This window comes from Novosphingobium sp., from assembly GCF_030699305.1.
Taxonomy (GTDB): Bacteria; Pseudomonadota; Alphaproteobacteria; order Sphingomonadales; family Sphingomonadaceae; genus Novosphingobium.
The window spans coordinates 214631-234899 of record NZ_JAUYNB010000013.1 but is presented as its reverse complement, the minus strand read 5'-3'; the positions used below and the strand labels follow the sequence as shown (position 1 = coordinate 234899).

Annotated in this window: 31 protein-coding genes; all 31 read left to right on the top strand. The window is 62.2% G+C overall.

Going from position 1 to position 20269, the window contains the following annotated elements:
• The first annotated feature begins 16 nt into the window (after window positions 1–16).
• The 31 genes from rpsJ to Q8Q53_RS07220 all read left to right on the top strand — a co-directional run bounded on the left by rpsJ (window position 17) and on the right by Q8Q53_RS07220 (window position 20191).
• On the top strand, window positions 17–328 hold the full coding sequence (gene rpsJ / locus Q8Q53_RS07370) for a 30S ribosomal protein S10 (RefSeq protein ID WP_189541054.1): 312 nt from the start codon (window positions 17–19) through the stop codon (window positions 326–328).
• Window positions 329–594: 266 nt separating this feature from the next.
• Entirely contained in the window at window positions 595–1350 is a 756-nt protein-coding gene (gene rplC / locus Q8Q53_RS07365; RefSeq protein ID WP_305701110.1) for a 50S ribosomal protein L3, read from the top strand.
• A 3-nt stretch (window positions 1351–1353) separates the two neighbouring features.
• Window positions 1354–1980, top strand: coding sequence for a 50S ribosomal protein L4 (gene rplD, locus Q8Q53_RS07360; RefSeq protein WP_305701109.1), 627 nt, complete (start codon window positions 1354–1356; stop codon window positions 1978–1980).
• Window positions 1973–2278 carry a 50S ribosomal protein L23 gene (locus Q8Q53_RS07355; RefSeq protein ID WP_189541060.1) on the top strand — a complete coding sequence of 102 codons (306 nt, stop codon included), beginning with the start codon at window positions 1973–1975 and terminating at the stop codon, window positions 2276–2278. The genes rplD and Q8Q53_RS07355 overlap by 8 nt, the downstream gene beginning before the upstream one ends.
• 9 nt (window positions 2279–2287) lie before the next feature.
• Window positions 2288–3124, top strand: a complete 837-nt coding sequence (rplB, locus tag Q8Q53_RS07350; RefSeq protein ID WP_305701108.1) for a 50S ribosomal protein L2 — start codon at window positions 2288–2290, stop codon at window positions 3122–3124.
• A gap of 6 nt (window positions 3125–3130) precedes the next feature.
• Window positions 3131–3409 (top strand): 30S ribosomal protein S19, encoded by a 279-nt coding sequence (rpsS, locus tag Q8Q53_RS07345; RefSeq protein ID WP_305701107.1) that lies wholly within the window; start codon window positions 3131–3133, stop codon window positions 3407–3409.
• On the top strand, window positions 3409–3786 hold the full coding sequence (rplV, locus tag Q8Q53_RS07340) for a 50S ribosomal protein L22 (RefSeq protein ID WP_305701106.1): 378 nt from the start codon (window positions 3409–3411) through the stop codon (window positions 3784–3786). The genes rpsS and rplV overlap by 1 nt, the downstream gene beginning before the upstream one ends.
• 3 nt (window positions 3787–3789) lie before the next feature.
• Window positions 3790–4485: a 30S ribosomal protein S3 gene (gene rpsC / locus Q8Q53_RS07335; RefSeq protein ID WP_189541068.1), complete on the top strand. Its 696-nt coding sequence runs from the start codon at window positions 3790–3792 to the stop codon at window positions 4483–4485.
• 21 nt (window positions 4486–4506) lie between these two features.
• Window positions 4507–4941, top strand: a complete 435-nt coding sequence (gene rplP / locus Q8Q53_RS07330) for a 50S ribosomal protein L16 (protein WP_305701105.1) — start codon at window positions 4507–4509, stop codon at window positions 4939–4941.
• Complete coding sequence (gene rpmC / locus Q8Q53_RS07325) at window positions 4941–5147, top strand: 50S ribosomal protein L29 (RefSeq protein ID WP_305701104.1); 207 nt, start codon at window positions 4941–4943, stop codon at window positions 5145–5147. Before rplP ends, rpmC begins: the two co-directional genes overlap by 1 nt.
• 10 nt (window positions 5148–5157) lie before the next feature.
• Window positions 5158–5427, top strand: coding sequence for a 30S ribosomal protein S17 (gene rpsQ / locus Q8Q53_RS07320; RefSeq protein WP_305701103.1), 270 nt, complete (start codon window positions 5158–5160; stop codon window positions 5425–5427).
• Between the two features lie 64 nt (window positions 5428–5491).
• Window positions 5492–5860 (top strand): 50S ribosomal protein L14, encoded by a 369-nt coding sequence (gene rplN, locus Q8Q53_RS07315; RefSeq protein ID WP_305701102.1) that lies wholly within the window; start codon window positions 5492–5494, stop codon window positions 5858–5860.
• A complete protein-coding gene (gene rplX / locus Q8Q53_RS07310) occupies window positions 5860–6180 on the top strand; it encodes a 50S ribosomal protein L24 (RefSeq protein ID WP_305701101.1) in 321 nt (106 codons plus the stop codon). Before rplN ends, rplX begins: the two co-directional genes overlap by 1 nt.
• Window positions 6173–6751 (top strand): 50S ribosomal protein L5, encoded by a 579-nt coding sequence (gene rplE, locus Q8Q53_RS07305; protein ID WP_305701100.1) that lies wholly within the window; start codon window positions 6173–6175, stop codon window positions 6749–6751. The genes rplX and rplE overlap by 8 nt, the downstream gene beginning before the upstream one ends.
• A gap of 20 nt (window positions 6752–6771) precedes the next feature.
• Window positions 6772–7077 carry a 30S ribosomal protein S14 gene (gene rpsN / locus Q8Q53_RS07300; protein WP_305701099.1) on the top strand — a complete coding sequence of 102 codons (306 nt, stop codon included), beginning with the start codon at window positions 6772–6774 and terminating at the stop codon, window positions 7075–7077.
• Window positions 7078–7086: 9 nt separating this feature from the next.
• A complete protein-coding gene (gene rpsH / locus Q8Q53_RS07295; RefSeq protein WP_305701098.1) occupies window positions 7087–7482 on the top strand; it encodes a 30S ribosomal protein S8 in 396 nt (131 codons plus the stop codon).
• A complete protein-coding gene (gene rplF, locus Q8Q53_RS07290; protein WP_305701097.1) occupies window positions 7482–8015 on the top strand; it encodes a 50S ribosomal protein L6 in 534 nt (177 codons plus the stop codon). Before rpsH ends, rplF begins: the two co-directional genes overlap by 1 nt.
• A complete protein-coding gene (rplR, locus tag Q8Q53_RS07285) occupies window positions 8015–8365 on the top strand; it encodes a 50S ribosomal protein L18 (protein ID WP_305701096.1) in 351 nt (116 codons plus the stop codon). The genes rplF and rplR overlap by 1 nt, the downstream gene beginning before the upstream one ends.
• 2 nt (window positions 8366–8367) lie before the next feature.
• On the top strand, window positions 8368–9102 hold the full coding sequence (gene rpsE / locus Q8Q53_RS07280; protein ID WP_305701095.1) for a 30S ribosomal protein S5: 735 nt from the start codon (window positions 8368–8370) through the stop codon (window positions 9100–9102).
• A 5-nt stretch (window positions 9103–9107) separates the two neighbouring features.
• The gene (gene rpmD / locus Q8Q53_RS07275; protein WP_305701094.1) at window positions 9108–9284 is read left to right on the top strand and encodes a 50S ribosomal protein L30; all 177 of its coding nucleotides are present in this window, start codon (window positions 9108–9110) and stop codon (window positions 9282–9284) included.
• Window positions 9285–9465: 181 nt separating this feature from the next.
• Window positions 9466–10536 carry an acyltransferase gene (locus Q8Q53_RS07270; protein WP_305701093.1) on the top strand — a complete coding sequence of 357 codons (1071 nt, stop codon included), beginning with the start codon at window positions 9466–9468 and terminating at the stop codon, window positions 10534–10536.
• Entirely contained in the window at window positions 10536–11636 is a 1101-nt protein-coding gene (locus tag Q8Q53_RS07265; protein ID WP_305701092.1) for an acyltransferase, read from the top strand. Before Q8Q53_RS07270 ends, Q8Q53_RS07265 begins: the two co-directional genes overlap by 1 nt.
• 91 nt (window positions 11637–11727) lie before the next feature.
• Complete coding sequence (rplO, locus tag Q8Q53_RS07260) at window positions 11728–12246, top strand: 50S ribosomal protein L15 (RefSeq protein WP_305701091.1); 519 nt, start codon at window positions 11728–11730, stop codon at window positions 12244–12246.
• Window positions 12247–12398: 152 nt separating this feature from the next.
• A complete protein-coding gene (gene secY / locus Q8Q53_RS07255) occupies window positions 12399–13766 on the top strand; it encodes a preprotein translocase subunit SecY (RefSeq protein WP_305701090.1) in 1368 nt (455 codons plus the stop codon).
• 43 nt (window positions 13767–13809) lie between these two features.
• A complete protein-coding gene (locus Q8Q53_RS07250; RefSeq protein WP_305701089.1) occupies window positions 13810–14457 on the top strand; it encodes an adenylate kinase in 648 nt (215 codons plus the stop codon).
• 43 nt (window positions 14458–14500) lie between these two features.
• Entirely contained in the window at window positions 14501–15094 is a 594-nt protein-coding gene (locus Q8Q53_RS07245) for an SRPBCC family protein (protein ID WP_305701088.1), read from the top strand.
• 219 nt (window positions 15095–15313) lie between these two features.
• Window positions 15314–15682, top strand: coding sequence for a 30S ribosomal protein S13 (gene rpsM / locus Q8Q53_RS07240; protein ID WP_305701087.1), 369 nt, complete (start codon window positions 15314–15316; stop codon window positions 15680–15682).
• 57 nt (window positions 15683–15739) lie between these two features.
• Complete coding sequence (rpsK, locus tag Q8Q53_RS07235; RefSeq protein ID WP_305701086.1) at window positions 15740–16129, top strand: 30S ribosomal protein S11; 390 nt, start codon at window positions 15740–15742, stop codon at window positions 16127–16129.
• 106 nt (window positions 16130–16235) lie between these two features.
• Window positions 16236–17294 carry a DNA-directed RNA polymerase subunit alpha gene (locus tag Q8Q53_RS07230; protein WP_305701085.1) on the top strand — a complete coding sequence of 353 codons (1059 nt, stop codon included), beginning with the start codon at window positions 16236–16238 and terminating at the stop codon, window positions 17292–17294.
• A 170-nt stretch (window positions 17295–17464) separates the two neighbouring features.
• Window positions 17465–17875 (top strand): 50S ribosomal protein L17, encoded by a 411-nt coding sequence (rplQ, locus tag Q8Q53_RS07225; RefSeq protein WP_305701084.1) that lies wholly within the window; start codon window positions 17465–17467, stop codon window positions 17873–17875.
• A 174-nt stretch (window positions 17876–18049) separates the two neighbouring features.
• On the top strand, window positions 18050–20191 hold the full coding sequence (locus Q8Q53_RS07220; protein WP_305701083.1) for a prolyl oligopeptidase family protein: 2142 nt from the start codon (window positions 18050–18052) through the stop codon (window positions 20189–20191).
• The last annotated feature ends 78 nt before the right edge of the window (window positions 20192–20269 follow it).

The window sequence follows — 20269 nt, the reverse complement described above, 5'->3', positions numbered from 1 at the left end:
TCATCGGTAGTTGGACATGGAAGCTCAGAATATCCGCATTCGCCTGAAGGCATTCGATCATCGCGTGCTGGACCAGGCAACTGGTGAAATTGCGGAAACCGCTCGCCGCACCGGCGCGCTGATCCGGGGCCCCATTCCGCTGCCGACCAAGATCGAGAAGTTTACCGTGAACCGCGGGCCGCACATCGACAAGAAGTCGCGTGAGCAGTTCGAAGTTCGCACCTACAAGCGTCTGCTCGACATCGTGCAGCCGAACGCCACCACCGTGGACGCGCTGATGAAGCTCGATCTGGCTGCTGGCGTCAACGTCGAGATCAAGCTGGCGTAATCCGCCAGCTCGATTACCAGTTCCGGGCAGTTCGGTAACGCGCTGCTCAACTCCTTCCGGTTTCGGCCGGCTTGGCGGGGAAACCCGCCCGGACACAGGGATACCTCCGGTCGGATGGCCGGGAATGCGTCCCCCGTCTCGCTTCCGTCTGGTGCTTCGCACCGGTCAGGGAGCACCCAGCCCGGACGGGGCTCGTATCACAAAATGGGCTGGACATGCCTGTTCGGGATGGGCCCGGGCAGGCCTCTGTTTATGGAGAATGGATCATGCGCACTGGCGTGATCGCCAAAAAGGTGGGGATGACCCGCCTTTTCCAGGAGGACGGTCGGCACGTGCCGGTAACCGTTCTGGCGCTGGAAGATTGCCAGGTGGTTTCGGTGCGCACCGATGACCGTGACGGTTATGTCGCGGTTCAGCTCGGTGCGGGCCAGGCCAAGCAAAAGAACGTTGCGAAGCCGCAGCGTGAACACTTTGCCAAGGCTGAAGTGCCGCTCAAGGCTCGCGTGGTTGAATTCCGCGTAGCTGATGACGCGTTGCTTGAAGTCGGTTCGACGATCGCTGCGTCGCACTTCGTTCCGGGTCAGTTGGTCGATATTTCGGGCCACACCCAGGGCAAGGGCTTTGCCGGTGCGATGAAGCGTTGGGGTTTCGGCGGTATGCGCGCAACCCACGGCGTTTCGATCAGCCACCGTGCCCACGGTTCGACGGGTAACCGTCAGGATCCGGGCCGCGTGTTCAAGAACAAGAAGATGGCCGGCCACATGGGCGACCGCAACCGCACCCAGCAGAACCTGGAAGTCGTGCGCGTTGACGACGAACGTGGGCTGATCTTCGTCAAGGGCTCGGTCCCTGGCTCGAAGAACAGCTGGCTGACTGTCAAGGACTCGGTGAAGGTCTCGCGCCACGCTGAAGCACCTTATCCCGCCGGCCTGAAGCAGGCTGCCAACAGCAACAATTCGGCCGCTGCCGACACCCCCGCTGAAGCGGTGGCCGTCGAACAGGCCGAAGGCCAGGAGGGCTAAGTCGTGAAAGTCAAGGTCCTCAACCTCGATGGTTCGGCCGCCAAGGGCGAAGTCGAACTCAATGATGAGGTGTTCGGTCTCGAACCGCGCGCCGACATCCTCCACCGCGTTGTCACCTGGCAGCTCGAAAATCGTCGCGGCATTGCCCGTGCGACCCGCGAGCGTTCGGACGTTGCCCGTACCGGCAAGAAGTTCGGCAACCAGAAGGGTGGCGGTACTGCCCGTCACGGTGACCGTGCAGCTCCGATCTTCATCGGCGGCGGCAAGGCTCACGGCGCACGTCGCCGCGAGTTCGACGTCTCGCTGAACAAGAAGGTCCGCGCGCTCGGCCTCAAGATGGCGCTCTCGGCCAAGGCCAAGATGGGTCTGGTCGTGGTCGACACGCTGGACGTGAGCGACGCCAAGACCAAGGCCGTTGCTGCCCAGCTCGCTCAGGCGAACTGGGGCAAGAAGGTGCTCGTGATCGACGGTGAGCAGGTGAATGAGGGCTTTGCCCGCGCCACCCGCAACATCGTTGGCGTGAACGTCCTCCCGGCTGTCGGTGCGAACGTCTATGACATCCTGAAGCATGACACGCTGGTGCTGACCCGCGCTGCGGTCGAAAAGCTGGAGGCACGTTTCAATGGCTAAGGACGCAATCGACACGCGTCACTATGACGTGATCGTGGCTCCCCACATCACGGAAAAGTCGACGCTGCTCAGCGAGCATAATGCCGTGGTCTTCAAGGTGGCCGAAGCTGCCACCAAGCCGCAGATCAAGGCTGCGGTCGAAGCTCTGTTCGACGTCAAGGTGGTCTCCGTGAACACCCTGACCCAGAAGGGCAAGACCAAGCGGTGGAAGGGCAAGCCCTATCGCCGTTCGGACGTCAAAAAGGCGGTTGTGACGCTGGCTGCAGGCCAGTCGATCGACGTCACCAGCGGGATCTGAGGCTGAATCATGGCACTCAAGAACTATAACCCGACCAGCCCGGCCCGTCGTGGCCTGATCCTGGTCGACCGCTCGTCGCTGTGGAAGGGCAAGCCCGTCAAGGCGCTTACCGAAGGCAAGCACAAGACCGGTGGCCGTAACAACAAGGGGCACGTTACCTCGCGCGGGATCGCTGGCGGTCACAAGCAGAAGTATCGTTTCATCGACTTCAAGCGTCGCAAGTGGGATATGCCTGCGACCGTGGAGCGTCTGGAATATGACCCCAACCGCACCGCGTTCATCGCGCTGGTCAAGTATACCGATGGCGAACAGGCCTACATCATCGCGCCGCAGCGTCTTGCGGTCGGTGACACTGTGGTTGCCGGTGAAAAGACCGACGTGAAGCCGGGCAACGCGATGTTGCTCAGCCAGATGCCGGTCGGCACGATTTGCCACAACGTGGAAATGAAGCCGGGCAAGGGCGGCCAGATCGCACGTTCGGCAGGCACCTACGTTCAGGTTGTCGGTCGTGACCGCGGCATGGTGATTGCGCGTCTGAATTCGGGCGAGCAGCGTTACCTGCGCGGGGATTGCATGGGCACCGTCGGTGCCGTGTCGAACCCCGACAACGGCAACCAGAACCTGGCCAAGGCAGGTCGTAACCGCTGGCTGGGCCGTCGCCCGCTAACCCGCGGTGTCGCGAAGAACCCGGTCGATCACCCGCACGGTGGTGGTGAAGGTCGCACGTCCGGTGGCCGTCATCCGGTTACTCCGTGGGGCAAGCCGACGAAGGGTGCTCGCACTCGTCATAACAAGCAGACGGACAAGATGATTATCCGTTCGCGTCACGCGAAGAAGAAGAGGTAAGCCACCATGGCACGTTCCGTCTGGAAAGGCCCCTTCGTCGACCTGCACCTGCTGAAGAAGGCGGAAGCCGCGCAGGAAGCTGGCACGCGCGCTGGCCCGGTGAAAACCTGGTCGCGTCGTTCGACGATCCTGCCGCAGTTCGTTGGTCTGACGTTCAGCGTCTACAACGGTCACAAGTTCATCCCCGTCTCGGTCAACGAAGACATGGTCGGTCACAAGCTTGGTGAATTTGCGCCCACGCGCACGTTCCCCGGCCACGCTGCCGACAAGAAGGGCAAGCGCTAATGGGCAAGGCAAAAGCTCCCCGTCGCGTCGGTGACAAGGAAGCCCTGTCGGTCGGCACCACGATCCGTGGTTCGGCCCAGAAGCTCAACCTGGTCGCCGCTCTGATCCGCGGTCGCAAGGTCGAAGAGGCCATGAACATCCTGACCTTCTCGACGAAGGCCATGGCGGTTGATGCCCGCAAGGTGCTCGCATCCGCGATCGCCAATGCGGAAAACAACCACAACCTGGATGTCGACGCCCTTGTCGTTGCTGAAGCCAGCGTCGGCAAGTCCATCACCATGAAGCGTTTCCACACGCGGGGCCGTGGCAAGTCCACGCGCATCCTGAAGCCGTTCAGCCGGCTGCGCATCGTGGTTCGCGAAGTCGAGGAGGCCTGATCCATGGGTCATAAAAGCAACCCGATCGGTCTGCGTCTCCAGATCAACCGTACCTGGGACAGCCGCTGGTACGCCGAGGGCAAGAACTATGCGTCGATGCTTGAGGAAGACCTCAAGATGCGCAAGTTCATCATGGAAACGCTGCCGCAGGCCGCGATTTCCAAGGTCGTGATCGAACGTCCGGCCAAGCTGTGCCGCGTTTCGATCTATGCCGCCCGTCCTGGCGTGATCATCGGCAAGAAGGGTGCGGACATCGAAAAGCTGCGCTCGCAGCTTGCCAAGATGACCAGCAGCGACGTCAAGCTGAACATCGTTGAAATCCGCAAGCCGGAAATCGACGCCAAGCTTGTCGCCCAGGGCATCGCCGACCAGCTGATCCGCCGCGTGGCGTTCCGCCGGGCGATGAAGCGCGCCGTGCAATCGGCCCTGCGCCTTGGTGCCGAAGGCATCAAGATCACGTGCGGTGGCCGTCTGGGCGGGGCAGAAATCGCCCGCGTCGAATGGTATCGCGAAGGTCGTGTGCCGTTGCACACGCTCCGCGCGAACATCGATTACGCCGAAGCCGAAGCGCTGACCGCCTATGGGATCATCGGCATCAAGTGCTGGATCTTCAAGGGTGAGATTCTCGGCCACGATCCGATGGCGCAGGACCGGTTGATGATGGAGGCTCAAACCTCCGGCGTCCGTCCGGCACGCTGAGCTTAAGGTAGAGTAAGCACCATGCTGCAACCGAAAAAGACCAAGTTCCGCAAGACCTTCAAGGGTCGGATCAAGGGCGACGCCAAGGGCGGCACCGATCTGAACTTTGGTTCCTATGGCCTCAAGGCGATGGAACCGGAACGGATCACCGCACGTCAGATCGAAGCGGCTCGCCGCGCGATCACCCGTCACATCAAGCGCCAGGGTCGTCTCTGGATCCGCATCTTCCCGGATGTGCCAGTGACCAAGAAGCCTGCCGAAGTCCGTCAGGGCAAGGGCAAGGGTTCGGTGGAATACTGGGCCGCACGCGTGAAGCCGGGCCGCATCCTGTTCGAGCTGGACGGTGTCGCCGGCCCGCTCGCTGCGGAAGCGTTCAGCCGCGCAGCGATGAAGCTGCCGATCAAGACCAAGGTCGTGGCCCGCCTGGGCGACACCTCGCACCTGGGAGCCGAATGATGGCTAGCAAGATTGAAGACCTGCGCGTCAAGACTGACGATCAGCTGTCGGCAGACCTCGCTGAGCTGAAGCGCGAGGCGTTCAACCTCCGCTTCCAGGCGGCGACCAACCAGCTGGAACGCCCGGCGCGCATCAAGGAAGTGCGCCGCGACATCGCCCGCATCAAAACGCTGCAGACTGAGCGTTCTCAGTCGGCCCAGGCGTAAGGAGAATACGATGCCCAAGCGTATCCTGATCGGGACCATCGTCTCCGACAAGACCGACAAGACCGTGGTGGTCAAGGTCGAACGCAAGGTGAAGCACCCGCTCTACGGGAAGATCATCCGCCGTTCGAAGAAGTACCACGCACATGACGAAGACAACGCCTTCAAGGTTGGCGAAACGGTGCGGATCGAGGAAACTCGCCCGCTCTCGAAGCTGAAGACCTGGAAGGTTATCGAACGCGTCCTCGCCGGCAAGACTGCCGCTGTGGAAGCCGACGTCTAAGTCAGACGAGCAATTTGGAACTGCCGGACTGGTTCCGGCAAGCCAGTGAGAAGGAACCGGATCAATGATCCAGATGCAATCCCAGCTCGACGTCGCGGACAACAGCGGCGCCAAGCGCGTCCAGTGCATCAAGGTACTGGGCGGGTCTAAGCGCCGCACCGCCGGCGTTGGCGACATCATCGTGGTGTCGGTGAAAGAAGCCCAGCCGCGCACCCGCGTGAAAAAGGGCGACGTTCACCGCGCGGTGATCGTGCGTACCCGCAAGGACGTTCGCCGTCCCGATGGCAGCGTCATTCGCTTTGACAGCAATGCCGCCGTTCTGATCAACAAGAACGAAGAGCCCATCGGCACCCGTATCTTCGGCCCCGTGGTCCGCGAACTGCGCGGCAAGGGCTTCATGAAGATCATCAGCCTTGCTCCGGAGGTGCTGTAATGGCTTCCGCTAAGATCAAGAAGGGCGACAACGTTGTTGTCCGCTCGGGCAAGGACAAGGGCCGCACCGGCACTGTCCTGCAGGTCCTTCCGAAGGACGAAAAGGTTGTGGTTGCAGGCGTGAACATCGCTGCCCGCCATCGCAAGCCGACCCAGGAAAACCCGCAGGGTGGCATCGATCGCCGTGAAGCGCCGATGCATGTCTCGAAGGTTGGCCTGGCCGATCCCAAGGACGGCAAGGCAACGCGCGTGCGGTTCGAAACCGTTGACGGGAAGAAGGTCCGTGTGGCCGTGAAGTCCGGGGAGAAGATCGATGGGTGACAAGTATGTACCCCGGCTTCGCAAGAAGTACGACGACGCGATCGTTGCAGCGATGACCGAAAAGTTCGGCTACAAGAACCATATGGAAGTGCCCAAGATCGAGAAGATCACGATCAACATGGGCGTGGGCGAAGGCAGCCAGGACAAGAAGAAGGTCCAGACCGCCGCCGCCGAAATGGAACTGATTGCCGGCCAGAAGCCTGTCATCACCAAGGCGAAGAAGTCGATCGCGCAGTTCAAGCTGCGTGAAGGCATGCCGATCGGTTGCAAGGTTACCCTGCGCCGCGAACGCATGTTTGAATTTCTGGATCGTCTCATCACGATTGCCATGCCCCGTATTCGCGACTTCCGTGGGTTGAACCCGAAGTCGTTCGACGGTCGCGGCAACTACGCGATGGGTCTGAAGGAGCAGATCATCTTTCCGGAGATCAGCTACGACCAGATTGAGAAGGTTCGTGGGATGGACATTATTGTCACCACCACTGCCAAGACCGACGACGAGGCGCGCGAACTGCTGCGCCTGTTCGGTTTCCCGTTCCCGGCTGAAGCCGAACCCGCTCAAGCGGCCTGAGTTAGAGAGAGCTTAAGTCCATGGCGAAACTGAGTTCCGTGAACAAGAACGAGCGCCGCAAGGTCCTCGTCAAGAAGTACGCTGCCAAGTACGCAAAGCTGAAGGCGGTCGCCGACGACAAGTCGCTCGACGATACCGAACGGCTGATCGCGCGTCTGAAGCTGGCGGAAATCCCGCGCAACGCAAACCCGACCCGGGTTCGCAACCGTTGCGCCACCACCGGCCGCCCCCGCGGCTACTATCGCAAGTTCGGCCTTTGCCGCATCGAGCTGCGTGATCTTGCCAACAAAGGCATGATCCCGGGCGTGACAAAGTCGAGCTGGTAAGGACAAGCGATGGCACTGACCGATCCCCTGGGTGATATGCTCACCCGTATCCGCAACGGCCAGCGTGCGAAGAAGGACTCTGTCCTTTCGCCGGCCTCGAAGCTGCGTGCAAGCGTACTCGAAGTGTTGCAGCGTGAAGGCTATATTCGCGGCTATTCGGAGGACGCCACTGGCGCCCATCCGCAGTTGCGCATCGAGCTGAAGTATTTCGAGGGCGAACCTGCGATCAAGCATGTCGCTCGCGTCTCCAAGCCGGGCCGCCGCGTCTACTCGGGTTCGAAAGAACTCCCGGTAGTGCGCAACGGTCTTGGCATCACCATCGTCTCGACGCCGCGCGGCGTGCTTTCGGATGCCGAAGCTCGCTCGCACAACGTCGGTGGCGAAGTGCTGGCGGAGGTGTTCTGATGAGCCGCATCGGCAAAAAGCCTGTTCCGATTCCCGGCGGTGTTTCCGCTGATATCGCGAATGGCACGCTTACCGTGAAGGGCCCCAAGGGCGCTCTTACGCTCCGTATGCGTGATGAAATCAGCTACTCCATCGAAGGCGAGGTCATCGTTGTGAAGCCTGCCAATGACTCCAAGCAGGCTCGCGCCTTCTGGGGCATGCAGCGGACCCTCGTTGACAACCTGGTGACCGGCGTGACCGCCGGTTACACCAAGGTTCTCGAAATCACCGGTGTTGGTTACCGTGCGAACGTTCAGGGCAACAACCTGAAGCTGCTGCTCGGTTACAGCCACGACGTCGACTTCGCGGTGCCGGAAGGCATCGAGATCAAGACGCCGGACAACACCACGATCGAGATCTCCGGGATCGACAAGCAGAAGGTTGGCCAGGTTGCGGCCGAAATTCGCCGGTGGCGCAAGCCTGAGCCTTACAAGGGCAAGGGTATCAAGTACCGCGGCGAGTTCATCTTCCGCAAGGAAGGGAAGAAGAAGTAATGGCCAAGCTTTCTCTTTTCGCGCGCCGTCGTCGGCGCGTTCGTACCGCACTCAAGGCGCGTGCCTTTGGTCGTCCCCGGCTGTCGGTTCACCGTTCGGGCCGCCACATGTATGCGCAGATCATCGACGATGCGACCGGCCGTACGCTGGCGGCCGCTTCGACGCTGACCAAGGGCAGCACTGGCCCCGGCGCGACCACCGATGCGGCAGCCAAGGTGGGCACCGAGCTCGCCGAGGCCGCCAAGAAGGCGGGCGTGACCGCTGTCGTGTTCGATCGCGGCGGCTTCCTGTTCCATGGCCGCGTCAAAGCGCTGGCTGACGCTGCGCGTGAAGGCGGGCTGGAGTTCTGATGATGGCAGACGAAACCAACACTGTAGTCGAAGGCGTCGTTGCCGAAGTGGCTGCTGCTGCCCCTGAGGGTGGTGAACGCGAAGGCGGCCGTGGCCGTGGTCGTGGTCGCGGCGGAAACGACCGTGGCGGGAATGATCGTGGTGGCCGTGGCGGTCGCCGTGATGACCGCCGTGGTGGCCGTGGCGGCGATGATGATGGCGGCGAAGAGCTGATTGAAAAGCTCGTCCACATCAACCGCGTGTCCAAGACCGTGAAGGGCGGCAAGCGCTTCGGCTTTGCAGCTCTGGTCGTGGTCGGTGACGGCAAGGGCCGCGTTGGCTTTGGTCATGGCAAGGCGCGCGAAGTGCCGGAAGCCATCACCAAGGCAACCGCTTCTGCCAAGAAGAAGATGGTTCGTGTTCCGCTCAAGGACGGTCGCACCCTGCATCATGACGGCAAGGGCCGGTTTGGTGCCGGTAAGGTCAACCTTCGTTCGGCTCCGGCGGGTACCGGCATCATCGCCGGTGGTCCGATGCGCGCTGTCTTCGAAAGCCTGGGCGTGGCTGACGTGGTGACCAAGTCGGTCGGCACCAGCAACCCCTACAACATGATCCGCGCCACCTTTGACGCGCTGACTGACCAGACTTCGCCGAAGTCGGTTGCCCAGCGTCGTGGCAAGAAGGTTGCCGACCTGCTGGGTCGTGGCGGCGCGAGCGTAGCGGAAGCGGAAGCTGCCGCTGACGCGATCACGGAGTAAGTCTGATGGCGACAATCAAGATCAAGCAGATCGGTTCGCCGATCCGCCGGCCGGAAAGCCAGAAGAAGATCCTCATCGGCCTGGGCCTTGGCAAGATGAACCGCGTGGTGGAGTTGGAAGACACCGCCGAAGTGCGCGGCGCAATCGCCAAGCTGCCGCATATGGTTGCTGTGATCGACTGAACGCTCAGCGGTTAGCTGGAAACGAAAGGGCTGCGGAGCGATCCGCAGCCCTTTTCCTTTGCCCGATCTTAACCATCGCGACATAGGCAGGATAGCAACTGCTTAGCGAAGGGCCGGGCTGGTGAATGTTACGTCCGATCAGGTCACGGTGCCTGGGCCACCTGCTCCGGTGCGGTTGAGCATGCCGAGGCTTACCTTGATCGACGGGCTGCGCGGATTGGCCGCTGTGGCCGTGCTGTTCTATCACTACATGCATTTTGCGATGATCGGCACCGATCATGAGCGCTATTTCCAGTATCTCGATTACCAGCCGGCGCGGGCCATGTTCGGTCTGCTGTACGATTGGGGCTTTTACGCCGTGCAATTGTTCTGGATGATTTCCGGATTTGTGTTTGCAGCGGTCTATCTCGATCGACCGGCAACGACGCGGGAATTCGTGGTGAACCGGTTTGCCCGGCTCTATCCGCTGCACTTCCTGACGTTGCTGGTGGTGGCGGGGTTGCAGTTCATCGCCCTGCAACAGGTGGGGCACACGCTGCTCTACGACAATTACGACTGGTGGCATTTCTTCCTGCAATTGTTCTTTGCGTCGGATTGGCTGGTTGGAACCGGGCAGTCGTTCAACGGTCCGATCTGGTCGGTATCGGTGGAAGTGGTGGTTTACGCCCTGTTCTGGGTGTTGCGCGAGCCGCTGCGCAAGTTTGGTGCAGGCGGGCTGATCGCGGTGATCGCGCTGTGCCTGCTGGGCAACCTGTTCTCGTCGGTATCGCGTATTCCCAATTGCGCATTTTATTTTTTCGTCGGGACCGCCCTGTTCCGGCTGCATGAGTGGCTGCATCTGCGCAACGGCGCGGGACGGAGCCTGATCTGCGCTGTACTGACACTGGCCGGACTGGCGGCGCTGCGTGAGGGAAGCGGACTGGCCCGCGAGGTGGTTGCCATCCCAGCGCTGACGGGAGCGGCCTTGCTGATGCTGGCTGCGGTTGAAAATGCCGCGCCGCGCGGTTTGCGCCGGGCCAGCAGCTGGCTGGGGGATTGCACCTATGGTATCTACCTGTGGCACGTGCCGATGCAGCTGGCATTGATGCTGGTGATCCTGCCGCACGGCAATCCCGCCGAGTTCACCGCGCAAGGCTGGGTGCTGGCAGCGTGGCTTGGCGCCGTGATCCTGGCCGCGCGGCTGAGCTTCATCTGGTTCGAGCGACCGCTGCGGGAACGCCTGCGGCGCCATGCTGAAGCTGGCCAGATCTGATGGGGCTGCTGCGCCTGTTGCTGGCTGCGATCGTGCTGTTCGAGCACACTGGCGGGCTGGGCGGCTATGCCATGACGGGCGGCGCGGTTGCGGTGCAGTGCTTTTTCATCATTTCCGGCTTCTACATGGGGCTGGTTCTGAACGAGCGCTATGACCGCCCGGCGCTGAACCGCGCATTCTACACCAACCGCGCGATCCGCATTTTTGCGATGTATTACCTGTTCCTGGCGCTGCACCTGGCTGTGTTCGCGCTGGTCGAGGTGCAGGGCGGAACCACGCCGCTGGGGATCTATGCCGATGATCGGATCGGGCTGGGCGAGCGAATCGGGTTGGGGGCGCTGAACTTCACTGCAATCGGGCAGGAACTTCCGCTGTGGCTGACGGTCGAGGACGGCCAACTGGCGTGGACCGCCACGTTCAAGGCGAGTGGTGCGGGCGAGGTCATCAACTACATGATGATCCCGATGGCCTGGTCGCTCAGCCTGGAGCTGATGTTTTACGCCGTCGCTCCGTTCATTGCGCGCCGCTCGGTCAAGGCGATCGTGGTCGTGCTGGCGCTGTCGCTGGCCGCGCGCGCGCTGGCGGCCGGGGGTGGGCTGGTCGATGATCCGTGGAGCTATCGATTCTTCCCGTTCGAACTGGCGTTGTTTCTTGCCGGGGTGCTCGCTTACCGGGTGTGGGCCTCAGATCGCGCGCTATGGGTGGGCAATGCCGCCAAGGCGCTGGCGCTGGCGGTTCCGGTGGCCATACTGACCTGGCCCTGGTGGAGCGGAGACTGGCCGCACGACCAGTTTTTCTCCCCGCCGCGCCTTGCCCTGCTGACGCTGGTCGCGCTCGCCTTGCCGGCCATTCATGGCTGGAGCCAGCGTTCGGCCGTCGATCGCGCAATCGGTGAGCTGTCGTTTCCGGTCTATCTGGGGCATTTGCTGGTGTTCGCGATGCTGGGCGCGCTGCCACTGCTGAAAGCCAGTCCGTCGCTGCTGACCATCGCCACGTTGCTTGTTACCTGCGCGCTGGCCTGGGTTCTGGTGCGGTTCGTCGACGTTCGGATCGAGGCGCTGCGCCGCCGGATTGCGGCCCGGGCGGGGGCGGCTGGCTGAACCATCGTATAAAGGGGGGTGACATCGCCCCGGCCTTCGCTTAAGGGCGCCGCTTCCATTAGCGCGACTAAAGCGAAAGCGAGTGCAATTTATGAAACTCAATGAACTCCGTGACAATGCCGGTGCCCGCAAGGGCCGGATGCGCGTCGGCCGTGGTATCGGTTCGGGCAAGGGCAAGACTGCTGGCCGCGGCCAGAAGGGTGCCAAGGCGCGTTCGGGCGTATCGGTCAACGGCTTCGAAGGCGGCCAGATGCCGCTGCACATGCGGATTCCGAAGCGCGGCTTCAACAACATCTTCGCCAAGGACTTCGCTGAAGCCAACCTGGGCCTGATCCAGAAGGCGATCGACTCGGGCAAGCTCGACGTCAACGCCGTGATCGACCACGCTGCGCTGAAGGCCGCTGGCCTCGCGCGCGGCGGCAAGGACGGCGTCCGGCTGCTGGGCAAGGGCGATTTCTCGGCCAAGGCAAAGTTTGCTGTCGACGGCGTTTCCGCCGGTGCCCGCGCCGCGGTTGAAGCCGCTGGTGGTTCGGTCGAACTGCCTGCTGCCCAGCCCAGCGAGCATGAAAAGAAGACGGCCCGCCGCGAAGCCAACAAGGCAGCGAAGTAAGGCTCTGGCCATCCCCGCATCCGGGATGCGGGGATATCCCCGTGCGGGGATGCGGGGATGGTGCGGCTTCGGGGGTTCGACATCGCGGGTTCGTGCCTATATGGCACTGACACGCGGTCCGGACCGGACCCACATCAAGGCATATCCCCCAGATGGCATCACGCGCCGACAACATTGCGAGCAACATGAGTCTCGCAAACTTTTCCAAAGCAACCGAACTCAAGAACCGCATCTGGTTCACGATCGGGGCGTTGGTTGTGTTCCGTTTCCTCAGCTTCGTGCCGCTGCCCGGCGTTAATCCGCTGGTGCTGGAGACGCTCTACGACCAGACCCGCGGCGGGATTCTTGATCTGTTCAACACGTTCTCTGGCGGCAGCCTTGAGCGGATGAGCCTGATCGCGCTGGGCGTGATGCCCTATATTACGGCCTCCATCGTCGTCCAACTCGCGGCCTCGCTGCATCCGGCGTTGGCTGCGCTGAAGAAGGAGGGCGAAAGCGGGCGCAAGAAGCTCAACCAGTACACCCGCTATGGCGCGGTGCTGCTGACGGCGATTCAGGGCTGGTTCGTGGCATCCGGGCTTGAGGCGTATGGCGCGTCGAGCGGACTTCAGGCGGTGGTCAATCCAGGCATGATGTTCAAGGTGGGGGCGGTGATCAGCCTGATCGGCGGCACCATGTTCCTGCTGTGGCTGGGGGAACAGATCACCAGTCGCGGGATCGGCAACGGCATTTCGTTGATCATCATGGCCGGGATTGTCGCGCAGATGCCGACATTCATCGTCAACATGTTTGAAGGCGGCCGCACCGGCGCCATCAGCGGCCTGACGATTGCGCTGTTGACCCTGATGCTGGTCGCGATGATCCTGATAATCTGTTTCATGGAACGCGCCACGCGGCGGCTGCTGATCCAGTATCCAAAGCGTGCCAGCCAGAAGGGCATGATGCAGGCGGATCGCAGCCATCTTCCGCTGAAGCTCAACACTGCGGGCGTGATCCCGCCGATCTTCGCCAGTTCGCTGCTGCTGTTGCCGCTGACGATCACCCAGTTCGCAGGCAATTCCGTATCGCCTGACACGCCAATGGGTTCGTTCATCGTCAACCTCAACCAGTACCTGGCACACGGCAAGCCGCTGTATATGCTGCTCTATGCGATGGGCATCATCTTCTTCTGCTTCTTCTACACTGCCGTGGTGTTCAATCCGGAAGAAACCTCGGAGAACCTGAAGCGTAATGGCGGGTTCATTCCGGGCATTCGCCCCGGCAAGAACACGGCCAATTATCTCGACTATGTCCTCACCCGCATCACCGTGATCGGCGCGATTTACCTGACGATTGTCTGCGTCGTGCCGGAATACTGGATCGCCCAGACCGGCATCAACATGATGTTCCTGGGCGGCACCAGCCTCTTGATCGTGGTGAACGTGACAGTCGATACGATTACCCAGATCCAGTCGCACCTGCTGGCCCACCAGTACGGGGATCTGATCAAGAAGGCGAAGCTCAAGGGCCGCATGCGCTGACGCGCGGCACTGGGCCGGCAAGGAAACAGAGGGGACCGCAACTGTGAACATCATCCTGCTTGGACCGCCGGGAGCGGGCAAGGGCACGCAAGCCCAGCGGCTCGTCGAAGCGCACAGCATGCGGCAGCTGTCGACCGGTGATATGCTGCGCGCGGCGGTCAAGGCCGGCACCCCGGTCGGGTTGCAGGCAAAGGCAGTGATGGAGCGCGGCGAGCTGGTCTCTGACGAGATCGTCTCGGCGCTGATCGGCGATGAGCTGGACGCGATGGGGCCGGGCATTGGCGCGATCTTTGATGGCTATCCGCGCACGGCAGCGCAGGCTGAATCGCTTGACGCGATCCTAGGTTCACGAGGCCGCAAGCTGGATCACGTGATCGAACTGGACGTTGATGAAGACGCGCTGGTTGAGCGCATCACCGGCCGGTTTACCTGCGCCAATTGCGGCAAGGGTTATCACGACACGTTCGAACAGCCCCGCCAGCTGGGCGTTTGCGACAAGTGCGGCAGCACGGAATTCAAGCGCCGCCCGGATGACAACGAAGCAACCGTGCGCACCCGGATGGCCGAATACCGTGCGAAGACTGCGCCGATACTGCCGATCTACGACGCGCGCGGGATCGTTACGCGGGTCAACGGCATGGCTGAAATGGATCACGTGACGGCGGCGATTGAACGCGTTATCGCGGGCTGAGGCGTTGCCGGTTCGGCTGGCGCTGAAGCGGAAAGGCTGGCCGATGCGATTGTTCCGTTGTGCGGTTGCGGTGCTGGCGGCGACAGTTGCACTGCCCGCGCATGCCGAAGTGTCGGGCCTGACCGAAAATGGCTTCGTCAGTCGCAACGAGGCGACTGTTCCGGCCAGCCCGGGCGAAGCGTGGCTGGAAACGGTTGCGATCAACCGCTGGTGGTCAGGCGACCATACTTATTCCGGCGATGCGTCCAATCTCTATCTCGATCCGCAGGCGACCGGCTGCTTTTGCGAAAAGCTCCCGGTGCCGAAGGATGCACTGCCGGGGCAGCGGATGGGCAGTGTCGAGCATGCCCATGTCGTCTATGCCGATCCCGTTCGCCGGGTGCTGCGGATGACCGGCGGCCTCGGTCCTTTGCAGGGCGAGGCCGTTCACGCGACACTGACGATCACGTTCAAGCCGGTCGAAGGCGGCGGCACGACGATCATCTGGAACTATGTTGTCGGCGGCTACATGCGGATGAAGTTGGCGGATGTCGCGCCGCTGGTGGACCGGGTGCTGGCAGAACAGGTTCAACGCCTCGCGGCGCGGTTGACTCCGGTCGGCGGCGGGGCCTCGCCGGACCGTGCGCCGTTGCCCTGACGAGGGCGGGTGAAGCCCTCCGATTGCTTGTGCCCGGTCAGGCCAGCGTTGACAGCGAAGTCGAATCGCCCTAAGCGCGCGGTTCACTCGATACAGGCGGGTCAGTCCGGCAAGCGTCAGCCATTGTGCGCGCCAACCGGGCTTTTTGCCGTTCCATCGCAGTGAAGCGTTGAGATAGGGTCTGGCATCCGCCTTTCCCTGTGGAGCATGGAGAACTAAGTGGCTCGTATTGCCGGGGTAAATATCCCCACCAACAAGCGCGTTATCATCGCGCTCACCTACATTCACGGTATTGGCGCGCACAAGGCGAAGCAGATCGCGAACAAGCTTGGCATTGATCACACCCGCCGGGTGCAGGATCTGTCTGACCAGGAAGTGCTGCATATTCGCGAAGCCATCGATGCGGATCACACCGTTGAAGGTGACCTGCGTCGTGAAACCGCGATGAACATCAAGCGCCTGATGGATCTGGCCTGCTATCGCGGCCTGCGTCACCGCAAGGGGCTGCCGGTTCGCGGACAGCGCACCCACACGAACGCCCGCACCCGCAAGGGCAAGGCCAAGCCCATCGCCGGCAAGAAGAAGTAAGCATCGGTCGTCACCGACTGATCGCTTTCCCTTCCCGATACCTGACAGGAATTCCATATGGCACGCGAACCCCAGCGCATTAAGCGCCGCGAGCGGAAGAACATCACGAGCGGCATCGCCCACGTGAATGCCAGCTTCAACAATACCATGATCACCATCACCGACGCCCAGGGCAACGCCATCAGCTGGTCCAGTGCCGGCACGATGGGTTTCAAGGGCAGCCGCAAATCGACGCCCTACGCCGCTCAGGTGGCAGCGGACGATGCCGGCAAGAAGGCCGCCGAACACGGCGTGCGCACCCTGGAAGTCGAAGTGAAGGGCCCGGGTTCGGGCCGTGAAAGCGCGCTGCGCGCGCTGCAGGCGGTGGGTTTCACCATCACGTCGATCCGCGACGTGACGCCGATCCCGCACAACGGCGTACGCCCGTCCAAGCGTCGCCGCGTCTGATTGATGCCACGCGGCAGCGCATCAGCGTTGCTGCGTTTTCGGAACGGCCGCGGCTCCATCAGGGGCAGCGGCCTTTCCCGCCAGAACAATACCCTAGGGGAAGTCTATGACTGTCAACATCAAGAACTGGCAGGAACTCAAGAAGCCCAACACCCTTGAGGTGAAGCCGGGCCACGACCCCAAGCGGCGTGCCGTGTTCGTCGCCGAGCCGCTGGAGCGCGGTTTCGGACTGACGCTCGGCAACGCGCTGCGCCGTGTGCTGCTGTCCTCACTCCAGGGCGCGGCGATCACGTCGATCAAGATGGAAAACGTGCTGCACGAATTCTCGTCGCTGGCCGGCGTGCGTGAAGACGTGACCGACATCGTGCTGAACGTGAAGCAGATTGCACTGCGCATGCAGGGTGAAGGCCCCAAGCGTCTGCAACTGTCGGCGACCGGCCCCGGCGCTGTTACCGCTGGTGACATCGCCGTGTCTGGCGACATTGAGGTGATGAACAAGGACCTCGTGATCTGCCACCTCGACGAAGGTGCGGTGCTGAACATGGAACTGACCGCAGATACCGGCAAGGGTTATGTTCCCGCAGTGGCGAACCGTCCGATTGATGCGCCGATCGGGCTGGTTCCGATCGACTCGCTCTATTCCCCGGTGCGTCAGGTGTCCTACAAGGTCGACAATGCCCGCATCGGGCAGGAGCTTGACTATGACAAGCTGAGCCTGACGGTCGAAACCGACGGCACGGTCACGCCGGAAGATGCGGTGGCTTACGCTGCGCGCATCCTGCAGGACCAGTTGGCGCTGTTCGTCCACTTCGAAGACGCGCTGCCGGTGGGCGGTTCGCCGATGATTGGTGTGGCAGTTCCGGCTTCGGAAGAAGGCGATACCAACCAGCTCAACCGTTACCTCCTCAAGAAGGTGGACGAGTTGGAACTGTCGGTCCGTTCGGCCAACTGCCTCAAGAACGACAACATCATCTACATCGGCGACCTGGTCCAGAAGACCGAGGCCGAGATGCTCCGTACGCCGAATTTCGGTCGCAAGTCGCTCAACGAGATCAAGGAAGTCCTGAGCTCGATGGGCCTGCGCCTCGGCATGGACATCCCTGGCTGGCCGCCGGAAAACATCGAGGAAATGGCCAAGAAGCTCGAACAAGAGCTGCTGGGCTGAAACTTGGAGCCCCCGCGCAAGCGGGGGCCTCAGGCCTGCTGGAGCCGGCCTGAAATTGCCTGACGTCCCCGCCTTTGCGGGGATGCGGGAAACGGCAAGGGGCAGCTGCCGAGAACGCTGCCAGGATCGGGCTACCTGATACGGGCCCCCTACGAACGAAGGACTGAATTATGCGTCATAAAATTGGTGGGCGTAAGCTCAACCGCACCTCGTCGCACCGCAAGGCGATGTTCCGCAACATGGCGGCGGCGCTGCTCAAGCACGAACAGATCACCACCACGCTGCCCAAGGCCCGTGAACTGCGTCCCTATGTGGAAAAGCTGATCACGCTGGCCAAGCACGGCGGGCTGTCGAACCGCCGCCTGGCGCACACCCGCCTGATGGATGACGCGCAGCTGGCGAAACTGTTTGACGTTCTGGCGGCCCGCTACGCTGATCGCGCCGGTGGCTACACCCGCGTGATCAAGGCCGGCATCCGCGCATCGGACGCTGCGCCGATGGCCGTGATCGAACTGGTGGACCGCGATACTTCGGCCAAGGGTCAGGATTCGGGTCCGGTGTTCACTGCCGACGACGAATAAGCGGATACCAACGGGCGTCGTCTGGCGTTCGTCGATCCACGGATTGAAATGGCGGTCGCAGGCGTTAGCTCTGCGACCGCTTTTTCGTTCGGGGAGAATTTGATGCGCCGCGTGTCCCGCACCCTACTGGGTGCCGTTTTGTTGTCGACTGCCACGCTGGTGAGTGCTGACCCGATGCCAACGCTAACATATCCCGACACGTACCAGCAGGATCTGGTTGAAGTTCAGTTTGGTGAGCGTGTGGCCGACCCCTATCGCTGGCTGGAGAACGATGTCCGCACCGATCCGGAGGTGGCCGACTGGGTAAAGCGCCAGAATGGCCTGACCCAGGCCTATCTTACGACGCTGCCGCAGCGTGACTGGTTCGCGCAGCGGATCCGGGCGCTGACCGATTACGAACGGTTCGGGTTGCCGCAGAAGGCCGGGAAGGCGTATTTCTATACCCGCAATTCAGGGTTGCAGAACCAGTCGCAGCTGTTTGTCCGGAGCGGGCTGAATGGTGCGCCTCGGCTGCTGATTGATCCCAACACCTGGGCGAAGGACGGGGCGACTGCGCTGGATGCCTGGGTGCCTTCGCACGACGGCAAGTTGCTGGCCTATTCGGTGCAGGACGGCGGATCTGACTGGCGCACGATCAAGCTGATCGACGTGAAGACCGGCAAGGTCATGGCCGATGAGATCAAGTGGGCCAAGTTCACCGGGATTGCGTGGGTGGGCAGCGAAGGTTTCCTCTATTCGCGCTTTCCCCAGCCGCAGCCGGGGCAGGAATTCCAGTCGCTCAACACCAATCAGGCGATCTATTTCCACCGGGTCGGCACGCCGCAAGCCGCCGATGAACTGGTCTATGCCACGCCCGACCGTCCGGAACTGGGCCACTTTGCCACTGTCACGGCGGATGACCGCTGGATGGTGATTTCCACCTCACGCGGGACCGATGCCAAGTATGAACTGCACGCTATCCCGCTGGCCGGGCAGCGCCTCGGCGGGGTGACCGCAGCAAAGGCTGGACGCGGCAAGCGCAGCTGGCAGGTCCATCCGCTGGTGTCGGGGCTGGACCACGAATGGCGGCTGATCGAAGGAATGGGCGATACGCTGTATTTCGCGACCAACAAGGACGCGCCGAAGCTTAAGGTCGTGAAAGTGGACCTGACGGCAGCGCCTGTCGCGGCGGCATCGCCCACCGGTGTCCGGTTCGGCTTTAGCGACGTTATCCCGGAACGCGCGGAAACCCTTGATCGCGCGCAGATCGTCGGCAATCGCCTGATCCTGTCTTATTTGCGCGATGCGGCCTCGACCGCTGAAGTCGTCTCACTCGACGGTAAGCCGGTGCGTCAGATCGTGCTGAGCGCGATCGGCAAGGCGACCGGCTTTACCGGCCGGCCCGGTGACCCGGAAACGTTTTACGCGTTTTCCAGCTTCAACCAGCCCAGCGCGATCTACCGGTTTGACAGCAATACGGGCGTCAGCACCCCGTTTGCGCTGCCGAAGCTGACATTCTCACCCGACGATTATGCGGTGGAACAGCGGTTCTATGCCTCGAAGGATGGCACGCGGGTGCCGATGTTCGTGGTGCGCAAGAAGGGACTGGCGAGCGCAGGCCGCGCCGCGCCGACGCTGCTCTATGGGTATGGCGGGTTCGATGTGTCGCTGACCCCGGCGTTTTCGGCGGTGCGGATGGCGTGGCTGGAAGCGGGCGGGGTGTTTGCGATGGCGAACCTGCGCGGTGGCGGCGAATACGGCAAGGCCTGGCATGATGGCGGGCGGCTGGCGAACAAGCAGAATGTGTTCGACGATTTCATCGCGGCAGGCGAATACCTGATTGCGCAGGGGATCACCCCCAAAGATGGGCTGACGGTGCAGGGCGGCTCCAACGGGGGCCTGCTCGTTGGTGCTGTGGTCAACCAGCGGCCCGATCTGTTTGCGGCCGGGAATGCCGCAGTCGGCGTGATGGACATGCTGCGGTTCGACCGGTTCACGGCTGGCCGGTATTGGGTCGATGATTATGGCTACCCCGGCAAGGAAGCCGATTTCCGCGTGCTGCGGGCCTATTCGCCGTATCACAACATCAAGCCGGCGGTGAATTACCCGGCGATGCTGGTCACCACGGCTGATACCGATGACCGCGTGGTGCCGGGCCATTCGTTCAAGTACATCGCTGCGCTTCAGGCCGCGCAGGCCGGACCCAAACCGCATCTGATCCGGATCGAAACCCGCGCGGGCCATGGTTCGGGCAAGCCGACCGACAAGGTGGTAGAGGAAGGTGCGGATATCCTGGCGTTCCTGGCGCAGTGGAGCGGCCTGGCGGTTCCCGAATAACTGTTCATCAAAGTGGACATTAATCTGAACGGTGGCTGTCGATCCAGTTCAGGCTCACGCCACGGGCGAATCGGTAAA